Raw genomic sequence first — 17,270 nt, forward strand, 5'->3', positions numbered from 1 at the left:
GCACAGTCATAACCAGAAGCAGAACAAGAACACGCAATGGCCAACGACCAAATGGGGAATGACAGCTGTTTTGACGATGGGAAAACGCCGCTGTAGTTCTTCCATCAGTTCGCATGCATCATGACGCGATGCTTACCACTGCTTCGAACAAGGTGCATGCGGGCACGCAGGTCAAGGCAGGTTTACCCGGGAAGATATCGGAAACGGTAGCATTCGAGGTTGCCTCAGTGCGCACGAGAAACTTCACGCCTTCGGGAAGTTCTGGTGTGCCAGATAGCGAAGACTTTCGTGAGCCATCCAAGCAATTCCTGAATGCAACGCTCGCTCTTATCGGGGCCACACTTTGCCTTGACCTACGGAGAACTGATTACTCAGATTAGTCGTGAGCCACCTGCAAGCGCAGTGCGGTGAAGCGCAAAATGCCTGCAAACCGCATCGTCCACAGAATAAAACAAAACCGAAGCAGTAATGTCTAAAACTCGCTCAAATTGCCGGAAAGGTCAATGAAAGGGCCCCTGTTTTCCATCTCTCATCCCTCTATTGCCACTAACATAGTGTTTCAGCGTTTGAATAAACATTCTAATGTCGGCGAGGTTTGCGCGTTTACCTTCCTTGAAAGTCAGCGATGACTGCTCCATTTTGCTTTTCTCAATAACAGTCGCTCAGGGGCACTTTCATGAACTGGTTCAAAACAATTTTGGCTGTAGCTGCGGTTCAGTCTGCTATGATGAGTGTGAGTGTCGCTTCTGACCTTGCGGACATAAAAGCGGCCGGTGTGTTCAAGATCGGTACGGAAGGGACGTACGCGCCCTTCACATTTCATAACGCAGAAGGCCAGTTGGTTGGTTTTGATGTGGAGATCGGTCAGGCGCTTGCGGATAAGCTGGGTGTGAAGGCTGAGTTTCTGGAAGGCAAGTGGGACGGTCTGATTGCCGGACTGGACGCCAAGCGCTATGACGCGGTCATCAATCAGGTTGGTATCACCGAAGCACGTCAAAAGAAATACGATTTCTCCGAGCCTTATATCGCCTCGAAGGCTGTTTTGATCGTCTCCGATGACAACACTGATATCAAATCCTTTGCTGACCTGAAGGGTAAGAGGTCTGCCCAATCGCTGACCAGCAATTTCGGCAAAATTGCCACTGAGAGTGGTGCGGAGCTTGTTGGCACCGATGGTTTCGATCAGTCGATCCAACTGGTGCTGACCGGACGGGCTGATGCAACGATCAACGATAGCTTGTCGTTCCTCGATTTCAAAAAGCAAAAGCCCGATGCGAAGGTGAAGATTGTTGCCGAGCAGGATAAGGCGGAAGTTTCCGGTGTTATTTTCCGCAAGGGCGAAGCCGACCTGCAAGAAGCACTGAATAAAGCACTTGCCGACATCAAGGCGGATGGTACGTACGCAAAAATTTCAGATAAGTATTTCGGTCAGGATGTATCGAAATAAATCTGAAAGCTGCAATCTGGCTTTCGCTTGATGAAAGGCTGAAACGTGCCGGATTGGCTGCAATTGATGCTGGAATCGCTCCGCCCTCTTCTGATGGCGGGGTTGAAATTTACAATTCCTCTGACACTCCTGTCCTTTGTGTTGGGTTTGACAGTAGGCCTGCTTGTCGCAGTTATACGTCTGTTTGCGCCCCGTCCACTTGCTGCTTTGGTGCGCTTCTACGTCTGGATTTTTCGTGGAACACCGCTTCTGGTGCAACTGTTTTTGATTTTTTACGGCCTGCCTAGCATTGGGATCTTGCTGGATGCGTTTACGGCGGCATTGATTGGGTTCACACTGAATGTGGGAGCCTATACGTCCGAAATCATCCGTGCCGCAATATCGGCTGTGCCAAAGGGGCAATGGGAGGCGGCCTACTCGATTGGCATGAATTGGCGCCAAGCGATGATGCGAACCATTCTGCCCCAGGCAGCCCGTGTGTCCGTGCCACCCTTGTCCAACACATTTATTTCCCTCGTCAAAGATACATCGCTCGCGGCAGCAATCACGGTTCCGGAGCTGTTTCAAGTCGCACAGCGTATCGTTGCAACGAGTTATGAGCCGCTTATTCTGTATATCGAAGCTGCCTTGATCTATCTTGCCCTGAGTACAGTGCTTTCGGCGTTGCAAAATCGGCTTGAGCAGCGTTTTGCCCGGTATGGCGGATATCTGGAGGAGCGGGCATGATCGAACTGTCCCACATCGTCAAGCGGTTTGGCGACCTGACTGTGCTCAACGATATCAGTCTGCGTTTGGATGAAGGTGGCGTAACCGCTCTGGTCGGTCCCTCTGGCGGGGGCAAGAGCACATTGCTGCGCTGTATCAACCTGCTGGAGACACCAACCTCCGGTACCATTCGCATCGGCACGGAGAGCCAGACATTCAACGAGAACGTAAGGGTTGGTTTCCCCGACATTCAGCGTCTTCGTCGGCAGACGGGAATGGTGTTTCAGAACTTCCAGCTGTTTCCACATCAGACCGCTTTGGGAAATGTGATGGAAGGACTTGTGACGGTTTTGAAGTGGCCGAAAGCCAAAGCGCGAGAGCGTGCCTTGGAACTGCTGGAAAAGGTCGGCATGGGTCACAAGGTTGATGCATGGCCGTCAACCTTATCGGGCGGCCAGCAGCAGCGTGTTGCCATTGCGCGCGCGCTTGCCCCATCACCACGGGTTCTGTTGTGCGATGAGCCGACATCGGCGCTTGATCCCGAGCTGGCTGGTGAAGTGGTGGATGTCCTTTCGCGTTTGGCGACCGAGGGTACGACAATGGTGATCGCAACCCATGATCTTCGGCTTGCTTCCAGAATAGCAAGTACTGTCATTTTTCTGGAAGCCGGGCAGGTGGTGGAAACAGGGCCTGCGCGCGCTTTGTTCGATCAGCCGCGAGAAGCCCGCACAAAACGTTTCATTTCGTCGCTCGGCGTCGGGTTTGAGGCAGATGCTTCGGGAATTTAGCCTCTTTATTTCGAGAATAGCTAAAATAGTTGAGTTTGTCGGTTGACAAGTGCTGATCGGTTTGGTGATCTCACACCATCTTGACGGGGAGCCGGTACACTGGCTGAGATGGTGATGTGATTACCAAAACCCGCTGAACCTGATCCGGCTTGTACCGGCGTAGGAATCAAGCGTCCATTCGCTGGTGCATGAACCGGCAACGCCTGCTGCCACGTCTGCCCGCCGGGTAATGATAGTGACGGGCGCGATGGCGGGCACACCTTTTGAACGACTGATTGCATCCTGCGTGGATGACTGGGCGCAGTACACCCAGCATGCGTTTGTCTGCCAGTTGGGGCAGGGCACGCTGTCCGCATCCGCCTTTCGGCATTATTTGCAGCAGGACTATCTTTTTCTCATCCATTTCGCGCGCGCCTGGGGCCTTGCTGTTTACAAGAGCCGGGGAATTGCCGAGCTTCGCGAGGCCTTGGGCAGTCTCAAAACCATTGTGGATGTCGAGCTTGGACTTCACGAGGCCTACTGCGCTGAATGGGGTATTTCGGAGCATGATCTCGCTTCACTGGAGGAGGCCCGCCCGACCATCGCCTATACGCGCTATGTGCTTGATACCGGAAACCGTGGCGACCTCGTGGATTTGCATGTGGCACTGGCACCGTGCCTCATCGGCTATGGTGTTATCGCCAATTGGCTGGCGGATCAGCCGTGGACGCGCCTGGATGACAACGCCTACGCGCCGTGGATCGCGATGTACGCAGGCGCTGAGTTTCAGCACGCGATGCAGGTCGAGATCGATTGGCTGAACAGGCATTTGGCCGAAGTTTCACCGGCGCGATTTGCTGAACTTTCGCGTGTGTTTCGCGAAGCAACCCGGCTGGAAGCGGACTTCTGGCAGATGGGCCTCGATCTCATTGTTTGACTATCAAGGATAAAGGATTGGCTATGAAACTCGTTCGCAACTGGATGGCGGGTACACTGATGGTGCTGGCTCCCGTGCTTTCAGCGCAACCCGTAGCAGCGGCTGAAAAGCTCACAGTCCTGCTGGAATGGTTCGTCAACCCGGACCATGCGCCTCTGGTGGTCGCCAAAGAGCTGGGCCTGTTTGAAAAAGCTGGACTGGACGTGGAGCTTCTCCCACCTGCCGACCCTTCCGCGCCGCCCCGGCTGATTGCCGCGAAGCAGGCGGACATCGCGGTGCATTACCAGCCGAACCTCTATCTAGACCACGAAGCCGGTCTGCCTCTGGTGCGCTTTGGCACACTGGTGGAAACGCCCTTGAATACGCTAACGGTGCTGAAAGAAGGCCCGATCAAAACTTTGAGGGATCTTAAGGGCAAAAAGGTTGGTTACTCAGTCTCCGGTTTTGAAAATGCCTTGATGAACCGCATGATGACAGTTGCCGGATTGACCAAAGACGATGTGGAGATGGTCAACGTCAATTTTGCTTTGTCTGCATCACTTCTGTCGGGTCAGGTGGACGCAACAATCGGTGCCTACCGCAATTTCGAACTCACACAGATCAAGCTTGAAGGAAAGGAAGGGCTTGCCTTCTTCCCGGAAGAACATGGTGTTCCTGTTTATGATGAGCTGATCTATGTGACGCACCGTGATAACTTGGCGGACGCCCGCTTGCCAAAATTTCTGGATGCTGTGGAGGAGGCTGCGATTTACCTGACAAACCATCCGGACCAAGCTTGGGGCCTATTTATCAAAGCCTATCCTGAACTGGATAATGCTTTGAACAAGCAGGCGTGGGCCGATACTCTGCCACGTTTTGCCAAGCGGCCGGCTGCGTTGGATATAAAGCGCTATGCGCGCTTTGGCGCGTTTATGCAGGAGAGCCAATTGATCAAGGCGGCTCCCCCTGTGTCTGATATTGCCGCGGAACTGAAGTAAGTCAGGTGCCTGCTTTCCATACCGCATGAAAATGGTGAACCGGGCCACGCCCGGTTCCGATTTTCAAGGCATCTGCAGAGCTAAGAGCAGCGTGAAGGTAGGCTTTGGCTGATGCGACGGCATCCAGCAATGTCTGCCCGGACGCAAGACCGGCGGCAATGGCGGCGGATAAGGTGCAGCCGGTTCCATGATCATGCGTTGTATCCAGGCGCGGCGCGGTAAAGCGCTGCATCGATGTACCATCATACAGAAAATCCGTACTTTCTGCCCCGTGGCCGTGGCCGCCTTTGATCAGCACGGCCCTGGCACCCGCTGCAAGAATGAGCCGGGCTTGCCGCGCAATATCGGCCTCGGACTCAGCCATCGTATCGTCAGCCAGAAGTGCCGCCTCCGGCAAATTGGGGGTCACGATCAGGGAAAGCGGTAACAATTCCCGGCGAAGTGCTGATATCGCATCTGCTTCTAGCAGCGTGTCTCCTGAGGTGGCAACCATCACAGGGTCTAGCACCACGAGGCGCTGCCAGTGACGAAGACGCTCGGCAATGACCTCAGCCGTCACAGCGCGTGATACCATGCCAATCTTGATCGCCCCGACATCGAGATCGGACAGGACCGCATCGATTTGCGCGCCAATAATGCCGGGCGTCAGGTTTTCAATGGCTGTAACACCATGGGTATTCTGCGCTGTAATCGCAGTCAGTACGCTGGCGCCGTAGACGCCCAGTGCCGAGAAAGTCTTGAGATCGGCCTGAATTCCTGCGCCGCCGCCGCTGTCGGACCCGGCGATGGTGAGTGCAATGGCGGTCATGAGCGCTGCCTTTCGTCAAGAGCGGTATCAATAACGGAGCGGAGCCTGGCAGTGGCTTGGCCGCAATCCTCTGTGCGGAAGATGGCAGAGATCACGGCTACCCCATCCGCACCGGCGGCGATGATGGTGGGGGCGGTGGCCTCGTCGATCCCTGCAATGGCACCGATCGGAAGGCCGGGCTGTGCTGCGCGAATCAAGGTCGCAAGCGTTTTAAAGCCATCAATGCCCACCGGGATGTCCGGGTTCTGCTTGGAAATTGTTGCGAAAACACCGCCAATGCAGGCGTAGTCAATGTCAGCAACGGCGGCCAGGTCTGCGTCAGACTGGTTTTTGACGGTCAGGCCGATAATCATGTCAGGCCCTGCGATGCGGCGGGCATCCGCTGGCGAAAGGTCCTCGCGTCCGATGTGAATGCCATCCGCGCCCGCCGCAAGTGCGACATCCAGCCGATCATTGATCAACAGCGGAACCTGCGTGCCCGCCAGTGCTGCCCGAATGGCGCGGGCGCGGTCCACCATCTGCCGTGTGCTGGCGCTTTTATCGCGGTACTGGATCAGCGTGGCACCGTTTTCAGCGGCTTGGCGTGCCAGCTGCGGCAGTGCGTCCGGCCTGAGATTGTCTGCGTCCACCAATGCGTAAAGCCGAATGTCAGGCATGGCCATGGATTAGCTGTCCTTTGTTAATGATGTCGTCGGGCGTCAGATAGTAGAGGGCATCGAGCAGAGCGGGGGCGAAGCTGCCCGGTCCGTGTGCGTACGATGCGGCTTGTTCGGCGGCTATGCCCAAGGTGACCATTCCTGCGGCGGCAGCAGCCAAGCGGTCATCCGTTACCGTCATGAAGGCCGCAACCAGAGCGCCGGACAGGCAGCCCGTGCCGCTCACAGCGGCAAGCCATGGATGACCGTTGAGAACCTGAACCTGACGGTTGCCGAGGGTGATCCGGTCTTGTGCGCCTGTCTGAATATGAACGGTATCCGGCCGGGGGCTGAACAGGGCCATTTCGCTCATATTCCCGCGAATGGCAGCGGGTTGATTGGCCAGCAGCGCCGTCGCGAATGTCAGCCGGAGGGGCGAAACGTCACAAAATACCGGGTCCAGAACCCAAGGCTTGGGTTGTAGTGCCGCGAGACCAAGACCGATAGCCTGCTGCATTTCCGCTGTCAGGGTTCCCAGATTCACGAGCATGGCATCGGCACGGGCCGCAAAATCTGCGACTTCTTCTACACTGGCTGTCATGGACGGCGTTGCGCCAATGGCAGACAGCCCATCGGCGGTCAGTTTTTGGGCCACCGTGTTCATCAGGCAGTGAATGCGCGGGCGCCGGGCGCGCAGGCGCTCCAGAAGCTGTGCCAGATCGTTCGGCGTCATGAAGTTTCCTTTTGCCAAGGGGCGACGGTACGGGCGAGTTCATCGACAAGAAAACGGAGGATGAGCGTGAGGGCGGCGAGGATTGCAAGTGTTGCAAACAGCATATCGGTCTGCATCCGGGCATTGGCGGTGACCATGGTAAAACCCAGGCCACCGGACGCACCCACCCATTCGCCAATCACTGCTCCCAGCGGCGCCAGAGGCGCTGCGACCCGGAGACCGGACATCAATCCCGGAATGGCCAAGGGAATGCGGATAAAACGGAACGTCTGAAACCGGCTTGCACCGAGAAGGGCCGAGGCTTCCAGCAGGTGCTGGTCTGTGCGGCGCAGTCCATCGGCAAAGGCGGAGGCGATGGGAAAGAAGATGATCAGCGTGGCCATGACGACTTTGGACGTGATACCAAAACCGAACCACAAAACCAGCAAGGGCGCGATTGCGAAAACGGGAAAGGCTTGCAAGGTTAGCAACAGAGGCCACACCACCGATCCCAAACGGGGGGATACGGTGATGGCAAGGGCCGTAGCAACGCCCAGAGCCGTACCGAAGGCCAGCCCAAGTATAATTTCTGTCAAGGTCGTAAGCGTTTGCCGTGCCAGAAAACCGGTCTGTGCGCCCAACACATCGGCAACCGCAAGCGGCGATGGCAGCATGTAACTCGGTGGTGCAACCACCAGCACCAGCGCTTGCCATACCAGAATGACAACGATCATGCTGAACAGGGCGGACCGCAACAGGCGCATTACTTGCTGTCCTGTACGCCTGATGGCTTCGATATTGTTACATGTGGTAGCGCATTCGCGTGCAGCGATCTGCTCATAGAGTGGCTCCGTTCCTACGCCGGCATGACCCGGATCAGGTTCAAGGGTCCAGCTTTCGCCATCTCAGCGCAACATGCGCTCCCCTCGGATAGACTTTGTCTCTAGGCTGCGGCCTCCGTTTGGTCAATCAATTTCCGGCACGTCTCTGCGGTTGTATTGAATTGTCGTGAAACGAGCCGCCAATCCGTCATACAGCAGCAGGCGACCAATCAATGGTTCGCCTGCCCCGGTGATAACCTTGATAACTTCCATGGCCTGAAGGGTGCCGATGACGCCCGTCAGCGCCCCGATGACGCCGGCCTGCGCGCAGCTTGGTAAAAGGCCCGGCGGCGGTGGTGCGGGAAACAGATCGCGGTAGCGCGGATTGCGCTTTCCGTCACCGTTGGTTTTCCAAGGCTGGAGAACGGTGACGGAGCCATCGAACCGGCTGACCGCGCCCGTTACCAGCGTAATTTTCAATGCTTCAGCAGCGTCGGCCAGAACGTACCGGGTTTCAGAATTGTCGGAGCCGTCGACAACCACATCATACCCCTCCAGCACCGAGGCGGCATTATCGACCGTTAACCGGATATCGTGGCATCGGGTACGGACATGTGGATTGAGGTGAGCGATCATAGATGCGGCGCTGGCAGTTTTCGGCTGGCCAATGCTGTTGGTATCGTGAATAACCTGCCGCTGCAGGTTGGAAAGGGAAACCGCATCGTCGTCGGCAATTCCAAGCAGGCCAACCCCCGCTGCTGCCAGATACTGCAGAACCGGGCTGCCCAACCCTCCGGCACCCACTACCAGCACACAAGCGTTCTTCAGCGCCTGCTGGCCGGTGCCGCCAATATCGGACAGGACGATATGGCGGGCATATCGCTCGATTTCGTCGGCATTCAAGCGCTCGGACATGGCGTTATCCTTATCCCGATACATGACCATTGGAGATATTCAGGAAACGGGCGCGGTCGCCAAGGCTGTCGAACATAGCCTGATCCGTGCCGGTCATAAACGCTTGCCCGCCAATATCGTCCACCAGATTGAACAGGGCGGCACGGCGTCCCTCATCCAGATGGGCGGCGATTTCATCGAGCAGCAAGATCGGCGCATGACCCGTAATATTGGCGACCAGCCTTGCATGGGCAAGCACGAGCCCGACCAGCAAGGCCTTCTGCTCGCCGGTCGAACAGCGGGCCGCGTCCATGTTTTTTTCCTGGTGCCGTATCAACAGATCAGCCCGGTGCGGGCCATCCAGCGTGCGTCCGGCGCTGGCGTCGCGGTAACGCCCCTCGCGCAGCATATCCAGAAACTCTTCCTCCAGATCGAATGCCGGACGATGCCAGGATCCGTCAAGAAAGCCGGAAATGGAAAGCTGTGCAGTGGGAAACAGCGTTTCGCGCGGTCTGTCTTCAACCAGCCGCGACAGCAGCCCCAGCATTTCATGCCGTGCCAAAGCCATGGCAATGCCAAGTTCAGCCATCTGGCGTTCCAGTCCGGTCAGCCAGACCGGGTCGGGGCGAAATTCTGTCAGCAATTTGTTGCGGCTGCGCATGGCGCGCTCATAGTCGCTGGCGCGCTTTCCATGCCCTGCATCCAGCGACAGCACCAGCCGGTCCAGAAACCGACGCCGGTCGCTTGAAGTGCCGGTAAACAAGCCATCCATCGCCGGTGTCAGCCACAACACGCGAAGATGGTCCAGCAGTTCATCAATGGTTTTGGCATTGGTGCCGTTGAGCCGAAGGCGGCGCGCCTGCGCTTCATCGCCGCCCACGGTGCCAGTGCCGATATCAACCGAACCTTCCATACCGTTCAACGCGCAGAAAATGGAGAAACCGGTCGGGACATCAACCCGGGCGATATCGCCATAGGACGCTCGTCTCAAGCCACGGCCCGGAGATAACAGGGAGACGGCTTCCATCAAATTCGTTTTGCCGGACCCGTTGTCTCCCGTCAGCACCACATGGCGCTCGTCCAACTCCAACGAAAGAGCAGGGTAATTGCGAAAATCGGTCAGTTTCAGGGCATCAATGCTGACTTTATAAACCATGAAAGCCGATTTTCGCTGCAAATTTAATCACTTAAGGTATCGAAGAAGTCCTTCATCCGGGCGAAGAAGCCGGAAGATTCCGGGTTGTTGTCCTTGGACGACAGTTCCTGAAACTCTTCCAGCAGTTCGCGCTGGCGTTTGGTGAGTTTCTGCGGCGTCTCGATCTGGATCTGGATGTAGAGATCGCCGGTCTGTTGCGAACGCAGAACAGGCATACCCTTGCCACGCAAGCGGAACTGCTTTCCGGCCTGTGTTCCCTCGGGCACGGTCACACGCGACTTTGTGCCGTCCAATGTGGAAACGTCGAACTTTCCGCCGAGCGCTGCGGTCGTCATGGATATGGGAACGGAGCAATAGAGGTCTGCACCATCACGCTGGTAGAAAGCGTGTGGCTTGACGGACAGGAAGATGTAGAGATCGCCCGCCGGGCCACCGCGCATACCGGCCTCGCCCTCACCAGTCAGGCGGATGCGGGTGCCATCTTCGATGCCCGCAGGAATGTTGACGGATAGCGAACGCTCTTCGGTCACGCGGCCCTGACCGTGGCACTTCGTGCAGGGGTCGGTAATGGTTTCGCCGCGCCCATGGCAGGTGGGGCAGGTGCGCTCCACGGAGAAAAACCCTTGTGCGGCGCGGACACGGCCCGAGCCGTGACAGGTGCCGCAGGTGGTTGGCTTGGTGCCGGGCTTGGCACCAGTGCCGGTGCAGACGTCACAGACGATGGACGTTGGTACGCGAATCTGCGCTGTTTTCCCGGCGAAGGATTCTTCCAGCGAAATTTCCATGTTGTAGCGCAGGTCCGCACCGCGCTCACGCCCGTTGGACGACCGGCGCTGACGGCCACCGCCCATCATTTCGCCGAAGATGTCTTCGAATATATCCGAGAAGCCGCCTGCGCCCGCGCCACCAAAACCGCCGCCCTGACCCATGCCGCCGTTTTCGAACGCTGCATGGCCATAGCGATCATAGGCTGCTCGCTTCTGGGGGTCTTTCAGGATTTCGTAGGCTTCGCCGATTTCCTTGAATTTGACTTCCGCCTCAGCGTCACCGGGGTTCTTGTCCGGGTGGTGTTTCATCGCCAGCTTGCGAAAAGCGCTTTTCAGCTCTTTTTCATCAGCGGTTTTTGCAACACCGAGCAGTTCGTAAAGATCACGTTTCATGACTTGCAGTTAGTCCTGTGTGAATTGGGTGCCAAGGCAACGCATGATAACTTGTGAGCCGAGCATCTCCAGTGAACATGCGTTCACCACAGATGCTCTACATTCCTGTTTGTCGCATTGTCCGGGCGTGAAAGCGATACCGCTTTCACTGGAAATGCTCCAGCACGGATTTAGTCATTCCCGAGGCGCGATACCATAGGCAAAGCCGTTTTAATCAATTTTCGTTAGGGCAATTCATATACCAAAAAGGCCCGGCGCTCACACACCGGGCCTTCCAAGAGATACGAAACCTTAGGCGGACTTCTTACGATCGTCGTCGCCGTTGATTTCTTCGTAGTCGGCATCAACGATGTCGCCATCGCGGGCCGCGTCGGCGGCGGCATCTGCCTGCGCCTGCGCGTCGTCCGTCTGGCCTGCTTCGTACATGGCCTGACCCAGCTTCATGGAGGCTTCCATCAGCGTGTTGGTCTTGGCTTTCAGATCGTCCAGATCAGGCTCGGCCTGCTCGACTGCGGCTTTCAGACCGGCAATCGCATCGGAAATCGCATTGCGATCAGCCTCTGTCACCTTGGAGCCATATTCCGACAACGACTTTTCGGAGGAATGAATCAGGCTTTCTGCCTGGTTCTTCGCTTCCACCGTTTCACGACGGCGTTTGTCGTTCTCAGCGTTGGCTTCCGCGTCCTTCACCATCTTCTCGATATCGGCGTCTGACAGACCGCCCGAGGCCTGAATGCGGATCTGGTGCTCCTTGCCAGTGCCCTTGTCCTTGGCCGAAACCTGCACAATGCCGTTGGCGTCAATATCGAATGTCACTTCGATCTGCGGAACGCCACGCGGTGCCGGTGGGATGCCGACGAGATCAAACTGACCAAGCAGCTTGTTGTCGGCTGCCATTTCGCGCTCGCCCTGGCTGACCCGGATCGTCACGGCATTCTGGTTATCTTCCGCCGTCGAGAAGGTTTGCGACTTCTTGGTCGGGATCGTCGTGTTGCGCTCGATCAAACGTGTGAACACGCCGCCGAGTGTTTCGATGCCCAGCGACAGCGGTGTTACGTCCAGAAGCAGCACGTCCTTGACGTCGCCCTGCAGAACACCTGCCTGAATGGCAGCGCCCATGGCAACAACTTCGTCCGGGTTAACGCCCTTGTGAGGCTCCTTGCCGAACAGCTGCTTGACGATTTCCTGTACCTTCGGCATGCGGCTCATACCACCGACCAGAACGACTTCGTCGATCTCGGAGGCCGAAACGCCAGCATCCTTCAACGCCGCCTTGCACGGTGCAACGGTGCGCTGAACCAGATCGTCCACCAGCGTTTCAAACTTCGCGCGGGTCAACTTCATGGTCAGGTGCTTTGGACCGGAAGCATCTGCAGTGATGAAGGGCAGGTTGATTTCGGTCTGCTGCGAGGATGACAGCTCGATTTTGGCCTTTTCAGCGGCTTCCTTCAGACGCTGCAGCGCCAGCTTGTCGCCGCGCAGGTCAATGCCCTGATCTTTCTTGAATTCGTTGGCAAGGTATTCAACCAGACGCATGTCGAAGTCTTCACCACCAAGGAACGTGTCACCGTTGGTGGATTTCACCTCAAACACGCCATCGCCGATTTCAAGAACCGAGATATCGAATGTACCACCGCCCAAGTCGTACACGGCAATAGTGCGGCCGTCCTTCTTGTCGAGGCCATAGGCAAGAGCTGCGGCTGTCGGCTCGTTGATGATGCGCAGAACTTCAAGACCGGCAATGCGGCCGGCATCCTTGGTGGCCTGACGCTGGGCGTCGTTGAAGTACGCCGGAACCGTGATCACAGCCTTCTCGACCTTTTCGCCGAGATAGGCTTCTGCGGTTTCCTTCATCTTCTGGAGGATCATGGCCGAAATCTGCGATGGGGAATGCGCCTTGTCGTTGGCTTCTACCCAGGCGTCGCCATTATCGCCACGAACGATCTTGTAGGGAACGAGGCCCTTGTCCTTTTCCACCAGCTTGTCGTCGTACCGGCGGCCAATCAGACGCTTGACGGCAAACAGGGTGTTTTCAGGGTTGGTGACGGCCTGACGCTTGGCAGGCTGGCCAACCAGACGCTCGCCATCTTCGCTGAATGCGACCATGGACGGCGTGGTGCGCGCGCCTTCTGCGTTTTCAATGACCTTCGCGTCCTTGCCATCCATGACGGATACGCAGGAATTCGTCGTTCCAAGGTCAATACCAATTACTTTAGCCATGTCATTTCTCTCCTTGAAGCAAGCTGTCGGAACCCGGTCCGGCATTCGTTTGACAGCCCCTAACGGGATGGTCTGTTTGGGTGTATCGACCCGCCTGTCGAGCGGTATGGGGGCTATATAATGAGGGGTTTGGGGGACTGCAAGGCACCTGATGACGGGAAATTGTCAAATCGGCAGAGGATTTTGACCGCGCTTACGACAGTCTAAGTCATCCACCCGTCAGAAAGTCAAAAAGCGTGGTGCGGTGGGTGGCACCACCACTCTCACCAACCTCGTTCGGTGGCACCATCATCGAATCATCCAGTGGCACACCCTGTCCCGCAATTCCCGGATCGGTCACAGCCTGCGGACCATCCGGGAAAGCATTGGGATCACCGGTAGCGATCGTATCGTCTCCAAACTGCGGCTGAACGCCTGTTGTGCCGAACAGGGGTGCCGGCGTCAGGCCCCTGTGGGCCGCCGTCATAAACTCTTTCCAGGCCTTGGCGGGCAAGCCCGCGCCTGTCACCTTCTTCATCGACTTGCCATCGTCATTGCCGAACCAGACCCCGGTCGTCAGATTGCTGGTATAGCCAACGAACAGGGCATCGCGGAAGGACTGTGTCGTGCCAGATTTGCCAGCCGAATCCCAACCCTTCAACTGCGCGCTTTTGCCGGTGCCCGACAGCACGACCTGCATCATCATTCCATTCATTTCGCTGACGACAATGGGGTCCAGCACTCGAGGCGGTTCGTCATAGGTGTTTTCATAAAGCACCGTGCCATCGCTTGTAGAAACACGACGGATAATGTGCGGGGTGGCCTTATAGCCGCCGTTCATGAAAGGAGCATAGGCCGAGGTCAGTTCCATCAGGCTGACTTCCGAGGTGCCAAGCGCGATGGACGCATTGGACTGCAAGGCGGATGTAATGCCCATGCGGTGTGCAACCTTTGTTACCTCGGCGGGGCCGACTTCCATCACAAGCTGGGCTGCAATGGTGTTCAGCGAGTGGGCCAGCGCATTGGCCAGCGTGACCTGTCCGCGATATTTCTGGTCGTAGTTCTCCGGCGTCCAGTTGCCGATCTTTACCGGGGCATCGTTGCGCAGCGACATGGGCGTATTGCCCAGTTCCATGGCCGCGGCATACACAAAGGGCTTGAAGGCGGAGCCCGGCTGGCGCTTGGCCTTGGTGGCGCGGTCAAACTGGCTGTCGCCATAATCGCGCCCGCCGACGATAGCACGAATGGCCCCCGTGCCATCCAGTGAAACAAGGGCGGCCTGTGAAACATTCAGCTTTTTGCCATCGGCATCCAGAAGCCCGGCAATGCTTTTCTCCGCTGCTTTTTCCAGTGTCAGGTCGAGCGTGGTGTCAATCACCAGATCCTGCTTCACATCGCCAATCAGGGCAGGAAGCTGGTCCATCACCAGATCTGCCGCGTAGTTTTCGGCGCCGGTCAGATGGCTTTTGGCCTGCGTTGGCGGCTGCGACATCGCGGTCTTGATATCGCGCTCCGTTACAAAGCCTTCTTCGCGCATGGCACCCAGCACGACCTGCGCCCGTTCTTCTGCCGCTTGCGGATCGCGTGCCGGGGAGAGGCGGGACGGTGCCTTCAACAGGCCCGCCAGCAGAGCGGCTTCCCCGAGGTTCACGTCTCGCGCGGATTTGTTGAAGTAGCGCCGCGATGCCGCTTCGACACCATAGGAATTGGAGCCGAAAAACACGCGGTTGAGGTAGAGCGCCAGGATCTGGTCTTTGGTGTATTTATGCTCCAGCCAGAAGGCGAGCAGCACTTCCTGCACCTTACGCTCCAGCGTGCGGTCGGGTGATAGAAACAGGTTTTTGGCAAGCTGCTGTGTCAGCGTAGAGCCGCCCTGCACCATGCGCCCGGTGGTTACGTTGGTAAGCATGGCGCGGGCAAAGCCCAGGGGATCGACACCGAAATGAGAGTAAAAGCGGCGGTCCTCGATGGCGATCACGGCCTGCGGGATGTAGGGCGACATGGTTTCCAGCGACAGCGCCTCCCCGCCCGTGGTGCCCCGGTTGGCCAGCGTTGTACCGTCTACAGACAGGATTTTGACGTTGGGGGGGCGATCCGGGATGGCCCAGGAGGTGGCGTTCGGCATGCGCGCACCGTAATAAAACAGGACACCGGCAATGCCGATAACGCCCCAGATGCTGAAGACCACGCCCCAATACACCAGTTTGCGCAAGGGCGCGAACAGGCCCCCGGAGCGGCCTCTGGACCGGCTGCGTGTTGTCGTGGGCTTGCGTTTGTCGGCTTTGGTGGTCTTTGCGGCCTTTGCGCGTCCCGTTTGGCGCGGGCTCACGCGGTCACGCGCATCGGCCCGCAGGTCGTCATCCTCATCGTCATCGAGCGACCTGCCGAAGTAGGGTTCAACGCGATTGCCTGATTTTCTGCCGGTTGCCATGTCGGACTATGCATTGCTTTCCAGTTTTGGGGCCAAGGTGCGCACCAAATTTAAGACGGGGTTCATTTTTCAGATGAACCCCGCTGCGTTTGTTGGCCTTGAACTGTAAATGCGGCAATTTAAGGAGGCGTTAACAACGTGTTAAAGTCATCCTTATGGTGTGGTTAACGCCGCCGTTTGCGCGCCCGGAGCAACGCGCCAGACAGTATTGCCCACATCATCAGCCACCAGCAGTGCGCCAGCCTTATCGATGGCAACGCCAACGGGGCGACCAAGGGCCTTGCCGTCAGCGCTCAGGAATCCGGTGAGAATATCCTGTGGTTCACCGGCGGGCATACCGTTCTGGAATGGAACGAATATGACCTTGTAGCCGCTGTGCGGCTTGCGGTTCCAGGAGCCATGCTGACCAACAAATGCACCATTGGCATATTGTGGGCCGAACAAGCTGCCAGTGTTGAAGGTCAGGCCCAGCGATGCCGTATGGGGCCCAAGTGCATAATCCGGCACGATGGCTTTGGCGACCAGATCAGGCTTCTGTTCCTTGACGCGAACGTCGACATTCTGGCCATAATAGCTGTAGGGCCAGCCATAGAACCCGCCGTCTTTCACCGATGTCATATAGTCGGGCACCAGATCGCTGCCGATTTCATCGCGTTCATTGACGGCCACCCACAGGGCCTTGCTATTGGGCTGCCACGCCAAGCCGTTGGGATTGCGAAGACCGGAGGCAAAGACGCGCGTCTGCTTGGTCGCCAGATCGATTTCCAGCACGGCGGCACGGTTTTCTTCTGCGGGCATGCCATTTTCGGCAACATTGCTGTTGGAGCCGACAGTGGCATAAAGTTTGGTGCCGTCTGCGCTGGCAATCACATCTTTCGTCCAGTGGTGATTGATGGGGCCGCCGGGGAGATCGGCGATCTTTTCAGCCGGTGCCGTAATTTCGGTCTGCCCATCGGTATAAGGGAAGGCGACGATAGCATCGGTATTGGCAACATACAGCTTGCCGTTGGACAGTGTCATACCGAAGGGTGAATTGAGCCCGGAGAGAAAGGTCGTCTTCATTTCGGCAACGCCATCGCCGTCCGCATCGCGCACCAGCGTTATGCGGTTGGCACTGGGTACTTCTGCTCCAGCCGCCCCCATGACAACGCCCATAACCCAGCCGCGAACGCTGAACGGGTCTTTTTCTTTCGGTGGCTTGTTGGTTTCGGCTACCAGCACATCGCCATTGGGCAGAACGTGCAGCCAACGCGGGTGGTCAAATCCGCTGGCATAGGCGGCGACGTTCATGCCATTGGCGGCTGTCGGCTTCCCATTTTGCGGCCAGCCTTGTGCAGGCGCGATATTGACAGTGGGGATCAATTTGGGATTTGGCGCTGGCAAGGTCGGGTTTGGCCCATACCCCTGCGCTACTGGCACGGTGGCCGATTCCTTGGACAGGAAGTAGACGGCAGCCCCGCCAATCACAATTATGGCCACGCCTGCGAGAAGAATTTTTTTCATGGCAAACACCTTTGTTCGCGCGCCCGTCGAGCACATCGGGGATCAACGCCGGGATGCTGAGATGGTTCACGGACAATCATGATGGGCAACCATTAAATTCTTGAGGCGTTATCAATTC

15 protein-coding genes and 2 riboswitches are annotated in these 17,270 nt (G+C 57.2%); of the genes, 5 read left to right on the forward strand and 10 right to left on the reverse strand.

Annotated elements, in window-relative coordinates:
• Positions 1–676 precede the first annotated feature (676 nt).
• The 5 genes from IFT84_RS12300 to IFT84_RS12320 all read left to right on the forward strand — a co-directional run bounded on the left by IFT84_RS12300 (position 677) and on the right by IFT84_RS12320 (position 4,833).
• Positions 677–1,447, forward strand: coding sequence for an amino acid ABC transporter substrate-binding protein (locus tag IFT84_RS12300; RefSeq protein WP_192119762.1), 771 nt, complete (start codon positions 677–679; stop codon positions 1,445–1,447).
• A 45-nt stretch (positions 1,448–1,492) separates the two neighbouring features.
• Positions 1,493–2,173 carry an ABC transporter permease subunit gene (locus tag IFT84_RS12305; RefSeq protein WP_192119764.1) on the forward strand — a complete coding sequence of 227 codons (681 nt, stop codon included), beginning with the start codon at positions 1,493–1,495 and terminating at the stop codon, positions 2,171–2,173.
• Positions 2,170–2,940, forward strand: a complete 771-nt coding sequence (locus tag IFT84_RS12310) for an amino acid ABC transporter ATP-binding protein (protein WP_192119766.1) — start codon at positions 2,170–2,172, stop codon at positions 2,938–2,940. The genes IFT84_RS12305 and IFT84_RS12310 overlap by 4 nt, the downstream gene beginning before the upstream one ends.
• Positions 2,941–3,014: 74 nt before the next feature.
• Positions 3,015–3,123: riboswitch (TPP riboswitch) on the forward strand.
• 64 nt (positions 3,124–3,187) lie between these two features.
• Entirely contained in the window at positions 3,188–3,856 is a 669-nt protein-coding gene (gene tenA / locus IFT84_RS12315; protein WP_192119768.1) for a thiaminase II, read from the forward strand.
• Between the two features lie 44 nt (positions 3,857–3,900).
• Positions 3,901–4,833, forward strand: coding sequence for an ABC transporter substrate-binding protein (locus IFT84_RS12320; RefSeq protein WP_192120390.1), 933 nt, complete (start codon positions 3,901–3,903; stop codon positions 4,831–4,833).
• Between the two features lies 1 nt (position 4,834).
• Here IFT84_RS12320 and thiD read toward each other — a convergent pair whose 3' ends face one another.
• From thiD to IFT84_RS12370, 10 genes are all read right to left on the reverse strand, one after another.
• The gene (gene thiD, locus IFT84_RS12325) at positions 4,835–5,641 is read right to left on the reverse strand and encodes a bifunctional hydroxymethylpyrimidine kinase/phosphomethylpyrimidine kinase (protein WP_192119770.1); all 807 of its coding nucleotides are present in this window, start codon (positions 5,639–5,641) and stop codon (positions 4,835–4,837) included.
• Positions 5,638–6,303 carry a thiamine phosphate synthase gene (thiE, locus tag IFT84_RS12330; RefSeq protein WP_192119772.1) on the reverse strand — a complete coding sequence of 222 codons (666 nt, stop codon included), beginning with the start codon at positions 6,301–6,303 and terminating at the stop codon, positions 5,638–5,640. The genes thiD and thiE overlap by 4 nt, the downstream gene beginning before the upstream one ends.
• A complete protein-coding gene (locus tag IFT84_RS12335; protein ID WP_192119775.1) occupies positions 6,290–7,009 on the reverse strand; it encodes a hydroxyethylthiazole kinase in 720 nt (239 codons plus the stop codon). Before IFT84_RS12335 ends, thiE begins: the two co-directional genes overlap by 14 nt.
• The gene (locus IFT84_RS12340; RefSeq protein WP_192119777.1) at positions 7,006–7,752 is read right to left on the reverse strand and encodes an ABC transporter permease; all 747 of its coding nucleotides are present in this window, start codon (positions 7,750–7,752) and stop codon (positions 7,006–7,008) included. Before IFT84_RS12340 ends, IFT84_RS12335 begins: the two co-directional genes overlap by 4 nt.
• Before the next feature lie 72 nt (positions 7,753–7,824).
• A riboswitch (TPP riboswitch) is annotated at positions 7,825–7,925 on the reverse strand.
• Between the two features lie 28 nt (positions 7,926–7,953).
• Positions 7,954–8,724 (reverse strand): molybdopterin-synthase adenylyltransferase MoeB, encoded by a 771-nt coding sequence (gene moeB / locus IFT84_RS12345; protein ID WP_192119779.1) that lies wholly within the window; start codon positions 8,722–8,724, stop codon positions 7,954–7,956.
• Positions 8,725–8,734: 10 nt separating this feature from the next.
• On the reverse strand, positions 8,735–9,859 hold the full coding sequence (gene recF, locus IFT84_RS12350; RefSeq protein WP_192119781.1) for a DNA replication/repair protein RecF: 1,125 nt from the start codon (positions 9,857–9,859) through the stop codon (positions 8,735–8,737).
• 23 nt (positions 9,860–9,882) lie between these two features.
• Complete coding sequence (gene dnaJ, locus IFT84_RS12355; protein ID WP_192119783.1) at positions 9,883–11,019, reverse strand: molecular chaperone DnaJ; 1,137 nt, start codon at positions 11,017–11,019, stop codon at positions 9,883–9,885.
• A 291-nt stretch (positions 11,020–11,310) separates the two neighbouring features.
• Positions 11,311–13,239, reverse strand: a complete 1,929-nt coding sequence (dnaK, locus tag IFT84_RS12360) for a molecular chaperone DnaK (protein ID WP_192119785.1) — start codon at positions 13,237–13,239, stop codon at positions 11,311–11,313.
• 208 nt (positions 13,240–13,447) lie between these two features.
• Positions 13,448–15,649 (reverse strand): transglycosylase domain-containing protein, encoded by a 2,202-nt coding sequence (locus IFT84_RS12365; protein WP_192119787.1) that lies wholly within the window; start codon positions 15,647–15,649, stop codon positions 13,448–13,450.
• A 153-nt stretch (positions 15,650–15,802) separates the two neighbouring features.
• Complete coding sequence (locus IFT84_RS12370; protein ID WP_192119789.1) at positions 15,803–17,152, reverse strand: PQQ-dependent sugar dehydrogenase; 1,350 nt, start codon at positions 17,150–17,152, stop codon at positions 15,803–15,805.
• Positions 17,153–17,270: the final 118 nt, after the last annotated feature.

This window comes from Rhizobium sp. CFBP 8762, from assembly GCF_014841565.1.
Lineage (GTDB): Bacteria > Pseudomonadota > Alphaproteobacteria > Rhizobiales > Rhizobiaceae > CFBP-8762.

Coding starts and splice junctions, on each gene's coding strand:
- IFT84_RS12300 (WP_192119762.1), top strand. CDS start 677: ATGAACTGGTTCAAAACAATTTTGGCTGTAGCTGCGGTTCAGTCTGCT.
- IFT84_RS12310 (WP_192119766.1), top strand. CDS start 2,170: ATGATCGAACTGTCCCACATCGTCAAGCGGTTTGGCGACCTGACTGTG.
- tenA (WP_192119768.1), top strand. CDS start 3,188: ATGGCGGGCACACCTTTTGAACGACTGATTGCATCCTGCGTGGATGAC.
- IFT84_RS12320 (WP_192120390.1), top strand. CDS start 3,901: ATGGCGGGTACACTGATGGTGCTGGCTCCCGTGCTTTCAGCGCAACCC.
- thiD (WP_192119770.1), bottom strand. CDS start 5,641: ATGACCGCCATTGCACTCACCATCGCCGGGTCCGACAGCGGCGGCGGC.
- thiE (WP_192119772.1), bottom strand. CDS start 6,303: ATGGCCATGCCTGACATTCGGCTTTACGCATTGGTGGACGCAGACAAT.
- IFT84_RS12335 (WP_192119775.1), bottom strand. CDS start 7,009: ATGACGCCGAACGATCTGGCACAGCTTCTGGAGCGCCTGCGCGCCCGG.
- IFT84_RS12340 (WP_192119777.1), bottom strand. CDS start 7,752: ATGCGCCTGTTGCGGTCCGCCCTGTTCAGCATGATCGTTGTCATTCTG.
- moeB (WP_192119779.1), bottom strand. CDS start 8,724: ATGTCCGAGCGCTTGAATGCCGACGAAATCGAGCGATATGCCCGCCAT.
- recF (WP_192119781.1), bottom strand. CDS start 9,859: ATGGTTTATAAAGTCAGCATTGATGCCCTGAAACTGACCGATTTTCGC.
- dnaJ (WP_192119783.1), bottom strand. CDS start 11,019: ATGAAACGTGATCTTTACGAACTGCTCGGTGTTGCAAAAACCGCTGAT.
- dnaK (WP_192119785.1), bottom strand. CDS start 13,239: ATGGCTAAAGTAATTGGTATTGACCTTGGAACGACGAATTCCTGCGTA.
- IFT84_RS12365 (WP_192119787.1), bottom strand. CDS start 15,649: ATGGCAACCGGCAGAAAATCAGGCAATCGCGTTGAACCCTACTTCGGC.
- IFT84_RS12370 (WP_192119789.1), bottom strand. CDS start 17,152: ATGAAAAAAATTCTTCTCGCAGGCGTGGCCATAATTGTGATTGGCGGG.